General features: G+C 53.5%; 13 protein-coding genes and 1 pseudogene. 9 read left to right on the forward strand and 5 right to left on the reverse strand.

Features of this window, described 5'->3' with window-relative positions; translation table 11 throughout:
- The first annotated feature begins 22 nt into the window (after window positions 1–22).
- From JI735_RS32380 to JI735_RS32390, 3 genes are read left to right on the forward strand one after another with little or no spacing between them, the layout of a single operon-like run.
- Window positions 23–967 (forward strand): ABC transporter permease, encoded by a 945-nt coding sequence (locus JI735_RS32380; RefSeq protein ID WP_233476165.1) that lies wholly within the window; start codon window positions 23–25, stop codon window positions 965–967.
- Window positions 968–981: 14 nt separating this feature from the next.
- On the forward strand, window positions 982–1851 hold the full coding sequence (locus tag JI735_RS32385) for a carbohydrate ABC transporter permease (RefSeq protein ID WP_039833245.1): 870 nt from the start codon (window positions 982–984) through the stop codon (window positions 1849–1851).
- A gap of 42 nt (window positions 1852–1893) precedes the next feature.
- Window positions 1894–3582 carry a type 2 periplasmic-binding domain-containing protein gene (locus JI735_RS32390; protein ID WP_039833244.1) on the forward strand — a complete coding sequence of 563 codons (1689 nt, stop codon included), beginning with the start codon at window positions 1894–1896 and terminating at the stop codon, window positions 3580–3582.
- A gap of 221 nt (window positions 3583–3803) precedes the next feature.
- Here JI735_RS32390 and JI735_RS32395 read toward each other — a convergent pair whose 3' ends face one another.
- The gene (locus JI735_RS32395; protein WP_039833241.1) at window positions 3804–5786 is read right to left on the reverse strand and encodes a beta-galactosidase; all 1983 of its coding nucleotides are present in this window, start codon (window positions 5784–5786) and stop codon (window positions 3804–3806) included.
- Between the two features lie 444 nt (window positions 5787–6230).
- Between JI735_RS32395 and JI735_RS32400 the strand changes: the two genes are divergently transcribed.
- From JI735_RS32400 to JI735_RS37120, 6 genes are read left to right on the forward strand one after another with little or no spacing between them, the layout of a single operon-like run.
- Window positions 6231–6812 (forward strand): CD3073 family putative ECF transporter S component, encoded by a 582-nt coding sequence (locus JI735_RS32400; RefSeq protein WP_039833240.1) that lies wholly within the window; start codon window positions 6231–6233, stop codon window positions 6810–6812.
- Complete coding sequence (locus tag JI735_RS32405; protein ID WP_051051520.1) at window positions 6802–7314, forward strand: CD3072 family TudS-related putative desulfidase; 513 nt, start codon at window positions 6802–6804, stop codon at window positions 7312–7314. The genes JI735_RS32400 and JI735_RS32405 overlap by 11 nt, the downstream gene beginning before the upstream one ends.
- Window positions 7311–8153: an ATP-binding cassette domain-containing protein gene (locus JI735_RS32410; protein WP_039833239.1), complete on the forward strand. Its 843-nt coding sequence runs from the start codon at window positions 7311–7313 to the stop codon at window positions 8151–8153. Before JI735_RS32405 ends, JI735_RS32410 begins: the two co-directional genes overlap by 4 nt.
- Window positions 8138–9013: an ATP-binding cassette domain-containing protein gene (locus JI735_RS32415; protein ID WP_039833238.1), complete on the forward strand. Its 876-nt coding sequence runs from the start codon at window positions 8138–8140 to the stop codon at window positions 9011–9013. Before JI735_RS32410 ends, JI735_RS32415 begins: the two co-directional genes overlap by 16 nt.
- Before the next feature lie 43 nt (window positions 9014–9056).
- The gene (locus tag JI735_RS37115; RefSeq protein WP_245236128.1) at window positions 9057–9488 is read left to right on the forward strand and encodes an energy-coupling factor transporter transmembrane component T family protein; all 432 of its coding nucleotides are present in this window, start codon (window positions 9057–9059) and stop codon (window positions 9486–9488) included.
- Window positions 9482–9847 (forward strand): energy-coupling factor transporter transmembrane component T, encoded by a 366-nt coding sequence (locus JI735_RS37120; RefSeq protein ID WP_245236127.1) that lies wholly within the window; start codon window positions 9482–9484, stop codon window positions 9845–9847. Before JI735_RS37115 ends, JI735_RS37120 begins: the two co-directional genes overlap by 7 nt.
- 89 nt (window positions 9848–9936) lie before the next feature.
- On the opposite strand, the gene JI735_RS32425 is transcribed toward JI735_RS37120, so the two are convergent.
- From JI735_RS32425 to JI735_RS32445, 4 genes and pseudogenes are all read right to left on the reverse strand, one after another.
- Complete coding sequence (locus JI735_RS32425) at window positions 9937–11892, reverse strand: sigma-54-dependent Fis family transcriptional regulator (RefSeq protein WP_051051519.1); 1956 nt, start codon at window positions 11890–11892, stop codon at window positions 9937–9939.
- A gap of 31 nt (window positions 11893–11923) precedes the next feature.
- Window positions 11924–13269 (reverse strand): annotated as a pseudogene (gene rpoN / locus JI735_RS32435) (RNA polymerase factor sigma-54).
- Between the two features lie 113 nt (window positions 13270–13382).
- Entirely contained in the window at window positions 13383–14771 is a 1389-nt protein-coding gene (gene lpdA, locus JI735_RS32440; protein ID WP_202676817.1) for a dihydrolipoyl dehydrogenase, read from the reverse strand.
- 53 nt (window positions 14772–14824) lie between these two features.
- A complete protein-coding gene (locus tag JI735_RS32445; RefSeq protein ID WP_039833233.1) occupies window positions 14825–16171 on the reverse strand; it encodes a dihydrolipoamide acetyltransferase family protein in 1347 nt (448 codons plus the stop codon).
- Between the last annotated feature and the right edge of the window lie 40 nt (window positions 16172–16211).

Consider the following 16211-nt stretch of genomic DNA (forward strand, 5'->3'; position numbering starts at 1 on the left):
CGCACAGGCACTTAACACTCAGGTGAACCGGGTGAAGCCGGAGAAGATTCACGGAACCAGAAAAAAACCATGGAAGAAGGAGCTCAGACATAACTGGCCGCTTTATGTGCTGTGTTTGCCGGCTTTGATCTTTGTCTTGATTTTCGCCTATGGTCCTATGGCCGGTCTGGTCATGGCATTTCAGAATTATAAGCCTTGGCAGGGGATCACGGGTTCTGAATGGATTGGGCTGGACAATTTCGCACGGATTTTTCAATATGAAGAGTCTACGCAGGCTATTATGAACACGCTAATTATAGCCGTCATCAAAATTGTGGTCGGGATTATCGTACCGATTATTATGGCAATACTGCTGAGCGAGATCCGGAACGTCGGACTTAAGAAGAGCATTCAGACGCTGGTCTATCTGCCGCACTTCCTGTCGTGGGTTACGGTGGCTGGCATTATGATCGATATTCTGGGTCTTGACGGGGGGATTAACCATTTTCTCTTCAGCGTCTTTGGAACAAAGCCGGTTTTTTTCCTGGGTGATCCCGCCTACTTCCGGCCGACCGTTATTATCAGTGATCTTTGGAAAAACTTCGGGTTCGGCATGATCGTCTATTTGGCAACGATTACAGGCATCGACCCTTCGTATTACGAAGCGGCCGAGATCGACGGGGCAACACGCAGACAGCAAATCCGCCATGTCACCTTGCCCAGCATGCTGCCCATGATTATCGTTATTTCCACGCTGAGTCTTGGGAGCGTCCTGGATGCAGGCTTTGACCAGATTTTTAACCTCTATAATCCGCTGGTCTACAGCACCGGTGATATAATTGACACCTATGTATACCGCTCCTCATTGCTTAACGGACAATACGGCTTCGGTACGGCGGTCGGTTTGTTCAAATCCGGGATCAGTTTTATCCTGATTGTCATTTCCTACCGGATCGCTTACAAACTGGCGAATTATAAAATTTTCTAGAAAGGAGCGTAGGCATGTACCACAAGTCTAAGGGATATAAGCTGTTTTCAATCTTCAACCACATCCTGCTCATTCTGGTTGCGCTGACCTGTCTGCTGCCTCTGCTGCATCTGTTCGCCCAGTCATTCAGCAGCAAAGCGGCCGTCAACGGCAATCTGGTCTCCTTCTGGCCGGTTGAGTTTACCGCAGACGCCTATGAAAAAACCTTCAAAAACTCGAACTTTACCGGTTCTATGCTGATTTCGATAGTGCGCACCGTGCTTGGAACCCTGATTGGCATGTTCGTGATCACAACGGCCGGATATGCGTTATCCAAAGACTTCCGCGGGCGCAATGCCCTCATGTGGATCTTCGTGTTCACCATGCTGTTCTCGGGCGGGCTGATCCCCTCCTACATTCTGGTGACCAGTCTTGGCATGAAAGACACGATCTGGGCGCTGGTGCTGCCGGGCGCTTTCGGCGCCTACAACCTGATCCTGATTATGAACTTCTTCAAGACGATCCCGAAGGCGCTGGAAGAAGCGGCTTTTATCGACGGAGCTTCATTCTTCGGTATTTTCGTCAAAATCTTTCTTCCGCTATCGCTTCCCGGACTGGCAACCGTCGGCCTGTTCATCATGGTAGGACACTGGAATTCCTGGTTTGACGGAATCTTGTATATGTCCAACACCACCAACTATCCGCTGGCGTCTTTTCTGCAGACGGTTGTCGTGCAGAGTTCTGCGCAGAGCATGGCGCTCAGCCAATCGGAAGCAGCGGCCTTGTCAGAGCAGAGCATCAAAGCTGCCCAAATCTTTATCAGCACCCTGCCCATTATCCTCGTGTATCCGTTCCTTCAGCGGTATTTTGTCAAGGGAATCGTCCTGGGCGCGGTAAAGGAATAAAATTGAGGTAACACCCAGAATACATTTAAAGGAGCCAAATCGATGAAAATGAAAAAAACCTGTGCTGCCGCTGCATCCGCTCTAGTGATGGCCGGGATGCTTGCCGGCTGCGTATCCAAAGACAACGGTCCCGGCACCGCCGCACCGGAAGCGGCTCTGAAAGACGGGAAGTATGACCCTGTACTAACCATTACCACGGCCAAGCAGCAGGATGAGAATGCAGGTAAATATATCAACGGCGAGAGTCTGAACGACAATGTGATGACCCGCTGGGGTGTGGATCACCTGGGCATCAAGATCGAAACAACGCTGCTCGGCGGCGACGCCGCGAATTACAATACCAAGCTGCGGCTCGCGCTCACCGGCTCCGAGAAGCTGCCGGATATTATCCCTGTATATGATACTTCGCTGGAGAATGATCTCATTCAATCCGGGCAGGTGAAGGAGATCACCGGGGATATCCAAAAATACATGCCGGACCGTTTAAAAGAAATCTACAAGCAGTACCCGACGACTTTCAATCCCGTCATCCAGGACGGCAAAGTATACGGCATGGCCATCTCGCCCAACCTGACCGAAGGTGAAGTTATGCTGGTCCGGCAGGATTGGCTGGATAAACTGAATCTAGAAGTGCCGACAACTATCGATGAATTCGAAAAAGTCATTGCCGCCTTCACGAACGACGACCCGGACGGCAATGGTAAAAAGGATACCTATGGGTTCGATTTCTCCGGCAAGGATTCCTACAACACCGGCTGGGTCAGCGATCCGGTGATGATCTTCAGCACCTATACCGGCAAGCATCTCCCCGGCCAGTGGTACAATGACAACGGGAAGCTCACTTACGGATCAGTGGCCGACGGCAACAAGGAAGCACTCGCCAAGCTTCGCGACTGGTATTCCAAAGGCTATTTGAACAAGGAATTGGCTACTCAAGGGGCCTGGGATGCGCTCGCCGATTTCACGGAAGGCAAAGCCGGCATCATCATCGGGCGCCCCTGGCTGTATGGCAGCGTAAAGGACGTCGAGAAGAATATCAAGGGTGCCAAGATTTCTGCGCATCCAACAATCAAGGGTGTGAAAGAAGACAAGACCTATCAGTCGGGCCAGCTTAACGACGGTGTTTTCATGTTCAACAAAAACTTCACTAATATGGAAGCATTTTTCCTGTACTATGACAAGCTGTACGATGCGGCATTCGGAACAGGCGACTTCAAATACGGCTATGCCCAAGGCTATGACTATGATGTCGTGAACGGCGAAGTCGTGTTCGATTCAGCAAAGTTCAACAAGCCGCTGGATGCCATACAGGCTCCAGGCAAAATGACCTTCACCAAAAATACGCCGAGCGTAGACGGACCGGGTAAATCCTACTATGATTTAGCGAACGGCGCCAAGCCGGACAATGGTATCCTAATGAGAGCTGCGGCTCCTGTAGACCAAACCGCCAAGGACGGTTTTGTAATCTCCTACGAGAACAGAGATGTTTTACTTCCAAGCGCCTTCAACGGCGCACCTACGAAAACGATGCAGTCTTCCTGGGAGCAGCTTACCACCATGGAGAAGGAAACCTTCACCAAGATCATTTACAGCAAAGAACCTCTTGAAGCCTATGATGAGTTTGTGAAGCAGTGGCACGAAAAAGGCGGCACGCAAATTACAGAAGAAGTGAATGACTGGTATAAAAAAACCAATGAAGTCGATGTAATGTCGGCAATGGGGCTGAAATAGCCGCAGGTAGTATAAAGCAGGGAACAAGCTAAGTGCAGGATTTCCGCCCGGGGGCGGGCTTTGGGCACACATTGTTGTTCTGTACGCAAGATTTCCGCCCAGTTCCCTCGGAGCGAGCACACTGCTTGGGTGCCCCGTTTTATGTCCTGTACAACGAACAAGCCGTCACCGGCGGGCCAGTGGCCGTAGATGACGGCTGTGTTTGCGTTCGCCCAGCCAATCTAGAAACCGGTCTTCGGTATTTCTTCCGGCGCTTGAGTGAACGGATCGATTCGGCCGGTACGGACTTCATACATGTTCCGATGAGCCATTTTCATCTGCTCCACAAACGCCTGATAGGGCCGCTGGCAGACATCAACCACCCCGATCTGATAATTCTCCCCGTCAAACCGTCCCAGCACCGTCTGGTCATTGAGCTGAAAATAATGAACCCCGATCAGCTCCGGGATCGCAGCTGCTTGTTCGACATAATAGCGGTAAGCCAGCCCACGGTCCTGCTGGGTGGCCACAGCCCGGATGCCGTAAGCCGGCAAGCCGGCATCCGCTGCCCCGAAATGATATTCCCCGATCATCACCGGCCGCTTTAGCCTTTTGCTGATACGCCCGATAAGCTCCCGGTCCGGCTGAAGCTGATAGCAATTAATGCTGAATACATCAAACGCTTCGCAGCCTTCCAGAAGATCTTCATTAGAAATCCAGGCGTAGCGCATGCCCAGATTCAAGTGGTGCGGATCTGCCTCTCTGCAAGCCCTTGCCGGAATTTCCGTGTAACGCCTGATCATGAGCCGGTTAAATAACGTGCAATCGTTCCTCCGCGCTTCATTCCCGCCCGACGCTGCCTTTTCGTTGTCCAAAAGATCCTGAAAGCTGTCAAAAGAGGTTCCCCAAGCCGCATTCCAGCGCCCGACCGAGGCATACTTGTCTTCAAGCCAGGCGATCAGACGGTATTTGGACACGAACGGAACCGGACTGCGCAGCATTTCTTCCGTCAAATTCAGTCCGTCCACGAAGGCCCACTGCGGTTCGTTGCGCATGAAATAACCTACCAGCCGCTTATCTTCCTTAAACGCAGCCAGCTGCCTGGCGAACTCCAAGGCTTTCTCCTCGTATTCGTGGCTGAAGACGTCGGGGAAATCACGGTAGATAACCGCGTTCGTCGACGGAAAGCTCTGCATCGGATATACATAAGGAAGCTTGGAGCCGGCGATAAAATCCGGATCGGACCAGTTCCCGGCCGTATTGATGCCCCACGCCTTCAACCGGCGCTCGGTCAATTCCCTCCAGTCTTCCCGCCAACTCTCCCCGAACGCACGGATCAGGTTGGCGATAAAAGGCGAGTAGCCGTGTCCGCTCCATGCCTCCTTATACGGCCCTTCCCGATCTGGAAGAACGGGCAGCAAATGCTCCATGCCCGTTACCTGCATCTCGGACGAAGGCCCGATGCAATCCATCCCGGCGCTGAATAAAGCATATCCGTCAGGGTCAACAAACCACCAGTTCGATCCGTCGAACTCTGTCCGGAAGAAGCCGGTAGCGGGAAACCGCAGGCTCTTCCAGCCTCCGAAGGGGCTGGTTAGCCCATTCGAATCCGCATCTGGCCGCATCTGGGCAAGCTCCCCGTGTAACGCTGAGGCCATTTCCCCGGCAGAACGGGTTTTACCTTGCCATTCCTTCCAGGAGAGCTGTCCAAGCCCGTCAACATATGGTTTCGGTTCATATGTAAAATCCGGCACAGACTGTGTCAGCCGCAGCCCGGAAACTTCAAATTTCCTGGCGGATACCGAAGGTATCGTACAGATCGAGAGTCCGTCAATCCGGCTCCGGTCGACGAAGGAATCTCCTCTGAGAACAGATTGCAGCACGCCGGGAAAACGCTCCAAAAACAGCTTTTCCCCGTTTAAAGCCGCCAGCGGGAAGCAGAGCCGCGTTGTTACATGAGGCAAAACGCCATAATGAACGGAAATCGCCCGTCCGTCAGTATCCTGGAACTTGAAAATGATGACCAGCACGTCGTGGCATTCATGGTAAATATCTGCAGTCAAATATTCATAGCCGTTCCAAATATCCGGTGCATACTGCGATATATCTAGGGCTGCACCGCCTCCGTCTGAAGCTGTCTCCATCTGAAAATGATCCTCCGCCACAGTTAAAATTCTGATGCCTTCGGGGACATTGCAGAATGTGCCTGCCAAAGATAATGACATTTTTTTCTTTGCTCCTTCCATGAGATCTTAGAGTAGAACACCATTAACACGGCCTTCCCTCCGCTTCAACCGATTCGTTGCCGATCGGGAAATTTCACAAAGATTATATTCGGAATTCATCCTCAGGTCGATGCCCTAATCTGAACCATTCATACACAATTATCAAGCAGAATAATACCGTCTCTTCTTAACGCAGAAAGCCCCGGCATCATCCCGCCCCATAAACCAGCTTCCAGTTTAATACCATTGACAACCCTAAAATTCTGCATAAAACGATATACAATAATACCAATATACTTACTTGGTTATTTATTCGTCTGTAGTGTTTGCCGGTTCATGTACGGCAGCGCTCGTTATGTACAAAGGGGGCTTCGGGTTCATAATCAGCTGGATTCATGAAATGAAAAAATTCATCAGCATTATGATCTTTAGGAGGAGAATGAAATGAATCAAAAAACGCTCGTCATTACGCTGGGAGCCCTTGCTATTGCCATTAATGTCATTGCAGGAACTGTGGTCAGCAATTTAATAATCCCTTTTCTGTTTCTGGATACTGTTGGCACTATATTCATTGCCGCCGTCTTTGGCCCTTTATGGGGAGCGCTCGTCGGTCTGCTGACAAACCTTGTGCTTGGTGTAACCTCAGGGTATACAGCTATACCTTTTGCTCTTGTAAATGTCATTGTCGGTCTGGTGGTCGGCTATGCCTCCCGCAAGAAAGGCTTCACCTTCTCTTCAGCCCTGGTCTCGGGTATTATTCTGGGTATTCTATGCCCCGCCGTGGGTTCAGTGATCGCCATTGGATTGTTTGGCGGATTAACGGGCGGAGTGCAGGATGTTGCGGTGTTATGGCTCAAGCAGGCAGGAACCAGCTTGTTCGCTACCGCTTTTCTGCCGCGCCTTGGCGAGAACCTGATCGATAAAATTCTATCCGCCCTGCTTGTATATTACTTAGTCAAGAATCTGCCGCATTCTTTAATCAAGCGCCCGGCGCTTAAGAAGAAGGAGAGTTCCCGTGCAGCGTAGCAAAAAGATCATTGTAGCCTCCCACTGCGTCATCAATCAGAATGCCGTAGTGGAAGGCGAGGCTCGAAGTCCAGGCGTTATGAAAGCGGCGGTCGACTGGACTTATGAGCAGGGGTATGGGCTGTTTCAGCTGCCTTGCCCGGAATTCACCTTCCTGGGGCCGGAGCGTCCTCCAATGACGGTGGAGGAGTACGACACCCCGGAATTCCGCAGCCATAACCGCAAGATTCTCCAACCTGTTGTGGAACAGCTGAAAACCTATCAGGATCACGGGTATTCCATCGTGGGCGGACTCGGAATCTCGGGCAGCCCCTCCTGCGATCCGGGCAAAGGCGTATTTATGCGCGACTTTCTGGAGCTGGCCGCAGAGAACGGGGTAGCCATTGATTTCTTCTGGCAGATTCCCAACACCGCTGACGGAACCTTCAATCCCGGGGATTCCAATAGTGTCTACGGCCCTACCCGTACGCCTGTAATCCAAAAGGGTGATGAGAAGCAATGATACGTATCCAGGATGTCACATTTTATTATAATGAACCCGACGAAGCCTCTGGGCACGCCGGTCTGAGGCCGGCGTTATCGAAGGTATCGCTCGACATTCAGCCGGGAGAGTTCGTGGCACTGCTGGGCCGCAATGGTTCAGGCAAATCCTCGCTTTCCCGCCTGCTAAACGGCATTGAGCTGCCGACGGAGGGAACGGTGACGGTTGACGGGCGCCGGACTGCGGAGCCGCATGAAGTACAGGAGATCCGGAGGGCGGTGCAAATCGTCTTCCAGAATCCTGAGAATCAGCAGGTTGGGCTTACTGTGGGTGAGGATATTGCTTTTGGTCTTTCCAATATCGGCTGGCCGCAGCAGGAGATCCGCAGCCGGATTGCCTGGGCGCTACAGCTTGTCGGATTAGAAGCCGATGAAGAACGTCCGGTCACCCGATTATCCGGCGGTGAGAAACAGAAGCTCGCGCTCGCTTCTGTACTGGCGCTCGCCCCGCGCTATCTCATTCTGGATGAAGCCACGTCCATGCTGGACCCGGTTGCCCGCCGCCGGTTCGTGGAAACCCTGCATGAGGTGAGACAACGGGTTCCCTTTACATTGATTTATATTACCCATCATCTGGAAGAGGTAATGGGCGCAGACCGCTGGGTGCTGTTCCGTGAAGGCAGGATCATCACATCCGGACCGCCTTCAGAACTGCAGAAGGATACACAGCTGCTGCATGATTGCGGACTGGAGCTGCCCTATTATTATAAGCTTGCTGAATTGCTCCGCCGCAGCGGAATCCCTACACCTGCAACTTTAAGTGAACAAGAATTGAGAGGATTGCTATGCAGATCATCTTAGACCATGTCTCCTTCACCTATAGCAAACGGCGTAAGAACAGGCCCCTGGCCGGACCATTAGTGCTGGGGAAGCTGCAATTCACCGTGGACAAGGGCGAAATGCTGGCAGTTGCCGGCAAATCCGGTTCAGGCAAATCAACCTTCCTCCAGCTGCTGAAGGGATTTCTGTCACCGTCCGAAGGAAGCCTTTATTTGGACGGGACCGATCCCCATCTGAACCGGCAGCCGGAGCAGTTTGACCGGATCGGATTCATTTTTCAATACCCTGAACACCAGCTGTTCTCTACCACCGTGTATGAAGACATTGCCTTCGGGCTCCGGAGCGCCAAGCTGTCCCCTGAAATTCAGGAAGCCAAGGTACGCAAGGCCATGCAAGCCGTTCAACTGGATTACGGGAAATTTAAAGACCGGAGTCCGTTTGAGCTCAGCGGAGGGGAGAAACGCCGTGTAGCCATTGCAGGAGTGGTTGTCCTGGAACCGGAGGTGCTGATTCTTGACGAACCCACAGCCGGACTGGACCTGCAATCACGGACCGCGTTGTTTGATTTGCTCCATACGTTGAACCGCGAGCAGGGGATCACGATTATATGGGTCAGTCATCAGCTGGAAGAGATTCTTGAGCATGCTGCACGTATGATTGCGTTTAAGGCCGGTCAGTTTGTGGCGGATGGCGCCCCATCTGTGCTTCTGTCAGATCCGGCGCTGCTGCAGGCCTTTGACTGGGAGGAGCCGCCGGCGCTGGCCGTATCCCGGATATTGCGGGAGCTTGGGGCTGCTGTTCAAGACAACCGGCCGCTTACCGCCTTGGAGGCCGCCGGCGCCATTCTCGCTTTGCACCAGAACCGGCAAGTATCCAATTAACACTTGAAGAATCAACCAGCTTATTGTAAATGAGGAGAGCGTTATGTCAGGCACAAGCTTTTTACTCTATCAAAAACGGAATTCGTGGCCGGAACGCTGGGACCCGCGGATGAAAATTGTGGCGGTGCTGCTTTTTGGCGCTGCTATGCTGTTCACCCATGATCCGGGGCTGAAAACCTTACAGCTGCTTATACTGATCCTGTTATGGGGGATCGCGAAGCTGCCTTGGCGCGTTCTGGTCCTTACATTACTTTCACTATCGTTATTTTTTGCCTCGACAATGATTTATCAAGCCATTCTGCTGTCAGAGCCGGCCGACACCCTGATTCAATGGGGTCCCCTTCAATTCTCTACCCGGGGCCTGGTCAACGGAATGATGATGTGCGAGCAGATTGCGGGGATTGTGCTGCTCCTGTCGCTGCTGGTACGGACAACCTCGCCTATTGTATTGGCGGAAGGACTGGAATCTTGCTGAAGCCTTTAAAAAAATGGCGTTTTCCGGTTCATGAGGCTGTCATGATGTTCTCCATCGCCCTGCGTTTTCTTCCTATTCTTGTGGAAGAATTCGACAAGATCCGCAAAGCCCAGCTTGCCCGGGGAGGCGGTTTTCACCGCAAGGGGCTTACCTCCCGCTTTGGCGGAGTGCTGCCCATGCTTATGCCACTGTTCGTGATGTCTATTCTCCGCGCCAAGGACCTGGCGGTCGCCATGGAATCCCGCTGCTACCAGGGAGAGGAAGGAAGAACCCCCATCCGGATCTACCAGTTTAAGCTAAGTGATTATGCCGTTTTCAGCTTCGCGGTCTGTAATTTGTTGTTTATTTTTATTGGGTAACAAGGGAGCGTCCCCGGTGCTGAGTGGCTGCCGGGGCGCTTCTTTGCTTGTACCGGAACTGAATACCCGTGATCCCCCCGCTATTTGTCCTATTTCCTTATTCCATACACGGCAATCTTCCGGTACATGGTCGATTTTCCGATCCCCAGCATCTTGGCTGCGGTGACAACATTGCCGCCGCATGTTTTTAGCGCACTGCAGATGCTTTCCATCTCGATCTGCTCCATTTTTTTGCCGGCCCCCTCCGCTGAAGGCTTCTCCGGTACCGCTGCATTACCGCTGTTGGAGTGTTGCAGAAGCGGGGTCCGTGCAGGAGGCAAATCCAGATGGGTAATCTCCGCAGAGCTGCATACATAATAAGCCCGCTGCACGGCATTCTGAAGCTCGCGAGCATTTCCCTGCCACTCATAGCTCTGCAAGGCTTCCAGAAAGGAGGGGCTGAAGCGCTTAGCCGGGCCGGGATGATCACGGTTGCACTTCAGCAGGAACAGCCTTGCCAGCGGGGCGATATCCTCCCTGCGTTCCCTTAGCGGCAACAGCTTGATATTGATTACATTCAAGCGGTAATACAAGTCGCTGCGGTATGATTTCCGGTTCACTTCCTCCGCCAGATCGCGGTTGGTGGCTGCAATGACTCTTACATCCAGCGTCCGCTCATGCTTGCCCCCGATTCTGCGGACCTTATGGTTATCCAGAACACGGAGCAGCTTTGCCTGAATCTCCAGCGGCAGTTCCCCGATTTCATCCAGAAAAATAGTCCCCCCGTGCGCCAGCTCAAACTTTCCCGGATTGCCTTCCCGGAGCGCTCCTGTAAAGGAGCCCTTCTCGTATCCGAACAGCTCGCTCTCTACCAGATCTTTGGGGAGCGCAGCACAGTTGATGGCAATAAACGGACCACCGGCCCGCAGACTCGCATTATGAACCGATTGGGCAAACAGCTCCTTGCCTGTTCCGCTCTCCCCTTCAATCAGCACTGTACAGTTGGTCTTCGCGATCCTCTGGGCAAATGCGATTTGCCCCTGCATATAGGAATTGTCCGTGATGACTTCCGCGAACCGGTAGTTCGCTTTGAAGCCGGCCAATTGATTGACCTCTTTGCGCACCTGCCCGGCTTCCCGGATCGTGAGCGAAGCGCCCAGAATCTTGTCATCGAAGGTGAACGGATAGATGTTTACCATACAATCAATTTTGTTGCTGCCTACGGTGAGCGTACAATCGGCATAGCTTAAATTCCGTTCGCCGGCAAACACACTCTCCAAATCGACTTCTTCCAGCAGCTCTTTGATACTCAAGGTTTCCATTTGCTCCAGGCTGAGCATGAAGATCGAGGCCAGCCTTTCATTATAATGCCGCACGCGGTATTCGGTATCAATAACAAGCAGCCCGTCCTGCATGGACTGGAATACGGCATGCATCATTTGGCTTGCCTCCAGCATATGAAGCTGCTTCTCGATACTGCTGACCGCCGATACAACAACGCCGAACGTATGGGCATGAACATCCTCCGCCTTGCCCGACAGATCCAGGCAGCCGATCACGTTGCCCCGGCTGTCATGAACCGGTGCAGCCGAACAGGTCCAGGCATGATGCGACGTACAGTAATGCTCGCTGCCCAGCACCTGAACCGCATCATTGACAGCCAGCGCGGTACCCACCGCATTGGTGCCTACGCTGAGCTCATCCCATTTGGCCCCTTCCACGAAATTCACCTTGACACATTCCGGTTCGAGCTCCTTATTGAGTACCGTGTGCAGGAGAACACCGTCCTGATCGGTCAGGACAATGGCATAGACCGTATCCTTGATAATCTGATAGATGCTGTCCATGACCGGCTTGGCAACGGAAAGAAGCTGCTTCTTCTCCTGCAGGCGGAAAGCCAGCTCCTCTTCTGACACCTGCATTCCCTTGCCGCTCATCGGATCGACTCCGGACTTACGGCATCTTCTCCATGAAGCGGCTATGACCGGCTTTGTCCCGGCGGCACACTCACCGCTGGATATGAAATGCTTCCAGTTTCCAAGCGATTCCGTATTGCTGATTCGCATGTCTACAGCTCCTTTCCATCGCCTGCAGCGTCTATACCGGAAATTCACGTCTGCCCGGAGCAGAGGCAATCCGCATGGATTCCCTGTACTTGGCAACCGTCCGGCGGGAGATGACCGCGCCTTGCTCAAGCAGAAGCTCAGCGATCCGGCGGTCGCTGTAGGCTGCCTGCTTATCCTCTCCCTCTATAAGGTCACGGATGACCCGCTTCAGGGCATCCGGTGTCCAATCGCTGTCTTCCCCGCAATTGCGGAAGGAAAAAAATATTTCAGCTCAAAGGTTCCCCATACACATTGCATATATTTGCCCCGGACCGCCCGGCTTACCGTGGACTCATGAAGCTCCAGCTCTTCGGCTATCCTGCCGAGCGTTAAGGGAGCGAGATAATCCTGTCCCCTTTCAAAAAAAGGCCGCTGCAGCTTCAATATGGCGCCGGCTACGCGGCACAAAGTCTTCTTGCGCTCTTCGAGGCATCTCATGATCCAGCTTGCCTGTTCATTCTTCTCCTGCAAATAGCGGCGCGTTTCTTCGTCACCGCTCAGGCTGAGCAGGCGCTGATAGCTTTCGGCAAGGGTAATCTGCGGGCTGGACAAGGGATGCACGGCGGCTTCGTACGCGCCGTTCTTCTGCATAACGTACACATCCGGTACAATGTACACCGTTGTCTCCCCGTTATCCAAGACATACGCGGGACGGGGGTTTAAAGATTTAATCGTACTGTATGCTTCCTGAACCCTTTTTAGGGAAGTGTTCAGTTCTTTGGCGACACGGACCAGCTGATTGCCGCCCAACTGCTCAAGATGGTGTTCGATCAGCAGCCGTAATAAAGGCGTCAATCTGCCGGAATGCTCCAGCTGCAGCAGCAGACATTCCTGCAAATTCCTGGCGCCGACTCCGTAAGGCTCCAGGGACTGGACACGTCTCAGTCCGGCTTCGATAACCTGACAGCCGACTCCCAGTCCGGCTGCAACCACCTCCACCTGTTCCGCAAAATACCCGTTGTCATCCAAGCAGCCAATCAGATAAGCCGCAAGAAGCCGTTCACTCTTGGTCAGCGGCAGCAGCGTTAATTGCGACAGCAGCTGATCCTGCAGATTGTGCCGGGGACCTGCCGCATACTGCAGCAAATGCTGCGTGCTTTTACAGCCCTTAACGCTGCTGCCGCCCCAAGAATACTGCACCTCAATCAACGGATTTTCCTCTGACAACCGGTGTACATATTGGTCCAGCTCTTGCGAATCCATTTGCAGCACCTCGACGGATTGCCGCAGCCCGGGAGACAAACCCATTTTTTGCTTGGTATCCATAACCAGCCTCATTTGCTCACCCCTCAAACTGTATGCGCTTACATATCCTTTCTCTATTATAAAACGCCACATAGTCTAATAAAGACAAATACGATGAACTTAATATGACAATCCGCAGGCAAACCGGGATCGGCATACTTTGTTCATCGTATTGGAATTTGCTCCGGAGGATGGAAGGCTATCCGTTAAACGTGAAGATGAATGGCCCGGCCATGAACGGCATGTGCGGCTTCGTGCAACGATTCCGCTACAGTCGGATGGGCATGAATGGTGGTCACGACTTCCTCCAGTGTTGCTTCAAGGCGAATCGCCAGCGCTCCTTCCACAATGATGTCTCTTGCCCGTGGTCCGGCAATGTGCAGCCCCAGAATTTCATCATTGCCGGCGTCCACAACGTATTTCACCAGTCCGCTGCTCTCACCCATAATCATGGATTTGGCATTGGCCTGAAGTGGGAATATGCCTGTCTTCACCCGGAATCCCTGCTGTCTGGCCTCCGCCTCCGTCATTCCCACGGATGCCAGCTCAGGCCGGGTGTAGACACAGGAAGGAACCGTTCTGAAATCAACCGGCGAGGGCTCGCCCATAATCGCTTCGGCAGCAATAACCCCTTCGGCGGAGGCTACATGAGCCAGCATGATTCCTCCGTTGCAATCCCCGATAGCATAGATGCCCGGTATGCTGGTTTCCATATTCCGGTTAACCTGGATTGCCCCACGGGTAAGCTGCACCCCGATGTCCTCCAGTCCCAGGCCCGCAGTCACCGGCCTCCGGCCGATGGACAGCAGCACCTTATCCGCTTCTATAACATGGCTGCCGTTCCCGGAGGAAGTGACTACCCGCAGTCCCGCCGCCGTCTGTTCAATTCTCTCCACTCTGGTCTCTGTGTGCACCTCAATGCCGGAGCTTGCGAATTCCTTCCGCAGGCATTGCACAATATCGCCGTCCATGGCTGCAATCAGTTCAGGCAGCATCTCAATAACCGTAACCTTGCAGCCCAGGCTGCTGTAGACACTGGCGAACTCGCAGCCGATGACCCCTCCGCCAATAATGCAGAGGCTCGGCGGTACCGCAGGAAGCGAAAGTGCTCCATCGCTTGTAATAACTCCTTCCAGCCCGGCACCGGGAATAGGCACGGAGGACGGCTCTGAGCCTGTGGCGATAATCGCCCGGTCGAAGCCAACCGTCCGGACACTGCCGTCGGCTGCGGTGACTTCCAGCTCGCGGGCGCTGATGAATTTGCCTGAGCCGCTCAGCCTGGCAACCTTGTTTTTGGTGAGCAGCGCCTCAATGCCGCCGGTGTTCATTCTGATGATCTTATCTTTGCGTTTCTGCAGCTGGCCCCAGTTCACAGAGACGTCCGCAGCCTCGATCCCAAGCGCCTTACCCTCCCGCTTCAGGTGAGTGTACAGTTCCGTGGTATGAAGCAGCACCTTGGTTGGAATGCAGCCGACATTAAGGCAGGTTCCGCCCAGAGCCTTTTTCTCTACAAGTGTAACTTCCGCTCCCAATTGCGCAGCCCGTATCGCAGCCACGTATCCGCCCGGGCCGCCTCCAAGCACAACGATCCTCATGGTTCTCTCTCCTTCTATGTTTTGTGAGCATCCACTTCAGAAGCTTAGGCCTATCACAGCAGCAGCAGGGCCGGTTTTTCCGCATAGGCTTTGATTTTTTGCATAAATTGCGCCGCAACCGCCCCGTCCACAGCTCTGTGGTCAGCGGTCAGGCTGAGGTTCATCAAGGGTCTGATGACGATCTCACCATTGACGGCAACCGGGGTGTCCACGATGGCATTGACGCCCAGAATGGCGACCTCAGGCTGATTAATAATCGGCGAAAAGGACTCCACGCCGTACATGCCCAGATTGGTAATGGTGAACGTGCCTCCGGTCAACTCCTCGGGGGTCAGGCTGTTATTTCTGGCTCCTGCCGCCAGCCGTTTCACTTCCTGCGATATTTCAGCCAGTCCCTTTTGGGCGGCGTTCTTGACCACAGGGACTATAAGTCCCTCCTCCAGTCCCACGGCTACTCCAATGTTGGCATAATTCCGCAGCACAAGCTCCGTTCCTTCAACAGAACAATTCAGGAGCGGAAACTCCAGCAGTGCCTTGGCTGCAATGCTGACCAGCAGATCAGTATAAGTAACCTTGAGCGTATCCTTCAGCTGCTGTCTCAGCAGACCCAGGGCGGTTGTATCCAGCTTCATATTGTAGGTCACAGCCGGAGAGACCGCCTGGCTCTCCAGCATCCGCTTGGCGATAATTCTGCGCATGCTGTTCATCGGCACCCGTGTGACTTCCTGTATGGCTGCCTGTACCGCCGGCTGTACAGTTGTCTTAGTGGAGGCTGCCGCGAAGGAACGGATATCCTCCTTCATAATTCTTCCTTCCTTATGAAGCCCGGAAGGATCAATGCCGAGGGCTGCTGCTTCTTTGGCTGCCGCCGGAGATATTTTCACTTTGGCCGCGGCTCCGCTGCCGCCTTCTGCGGCATGCTTGCGCACATCTCCTGCGGTAATTCTGCCCTGCGGACCGCTCCCTCTCACCTGCTGCAGCTCAACGGACAACAGCGCGGCTGTCTTCTTCGCATACGGCGAAGCTATGATACGGCCACCGGCGGCAGGAACCGCCGCTTCACCTACAGCGGCCGCAGCCGCCCCATCCGCCGGGGGGCCTGCCTGCTCAGGTGCAGGCGCCACCGCCGGCACACCCCCGCCAAGCAGAGCGGAGATGTCCTCATTGGCATCGCCGATGACCGCCACCGGCCGGAAGATGCCCACAGTGCCTTCCGCTACAATAATCTTCCGCAGCACTCCGCCAAGCTTTGCTTCAACTTCATTGGAGATTTTGTCCGTCTCCACATCAAACAGGATTTCCCCTTGGGTCACGGTGTCCCCCTCGGCTTTTCGCCAATTGGAGATTGTCCCTTCGGTCATAGTGAGCCCTAATTTGGGCATAACGATAAGTTCAGCCATTGTGCACCTCCGCAAGTTTGCTTATTGACGTTTCCTGGGC

This window comes from Paenibacillus sonchi (genome assembly GCF_016772475.1).
GTDB classification, from domain to species: Bacteria; Bacillota; Bacilli; order Paenibacillales; family Paenibacillaceae; genus Paenibacillus_AQ; species Paenibacillus_AQ sonchi.

Bases quoted from the DNA above. Each gene is read 5' to 3' on its own strand.
- JI735_RS32390 (WP_039833244.1), top strand. From the start codon at position 1,894: ATGAAAATGAAAAAAACCTGTGCTGCCGCTGCATCCGCTCTAGTGATG.
- JI735_RS32445 (WP_039833233.1), bottom strand. From the start codon at position 16,171: ATGGCTGAACTTATCGTTATGCCCAAATTAGGGCTCACTATGACCGAA.
- JI735_RS32415 (WP_039833238.1), top strand. From the start codon at position 8,138: ATGCAGATCATCTTAGACCATGTCTCCTTCACCTATAGCAAACGGCGT.
- JI735_RS32400 (WP_039833240.1), top strand. From the start codon at position 6,231: ATGAATCAAAAAACGCTCGTCATTACGCTGGGAGCCCTTGCTATTGCC.
- JI735_RS32410 (WP_039833239.1), top strand. From the start codon at position 7,311: ATGATACGTATCCAGGATGTCACATTTTATTATAATGAACCCGACGAA.
- lpdA (WP_202676817.1), bottom strand. From the start codon at position 14,771: ATGAGGATCGTTGTGCTTGGAGGCGGCCCGGGCGGATACGTGGCTGCG.
- JI735_RS32425 (WP_051051519.1), bottom strand. From the start codon at position 11,892: ATGCGAATCAGCAATACGGAATCGCTTGGAAACTGGAAGCATTTCATA.
- JI735_RS32385 (WP_039833245.1), top strand. From the start codon at position 982: ATGTACCACAAGTCTAAGGGATATAAGCTGTTTTCAATCTTCAACCAC.
- JI735_RS32395 (WP_039833241.1), bottom strand. From the start codon at position 5,786: ATGTCATTATCTTTGGCAGGCACATTCTGCAATGTCCCCGAAGGCATC.
- JI735_RS37115 (WP_245236128.1), top strand. From the start codon at position 9,057: ATGTCAGGCACAAGCTTTTTACTCTATCAAAAACGGAATTCGTGGCCG.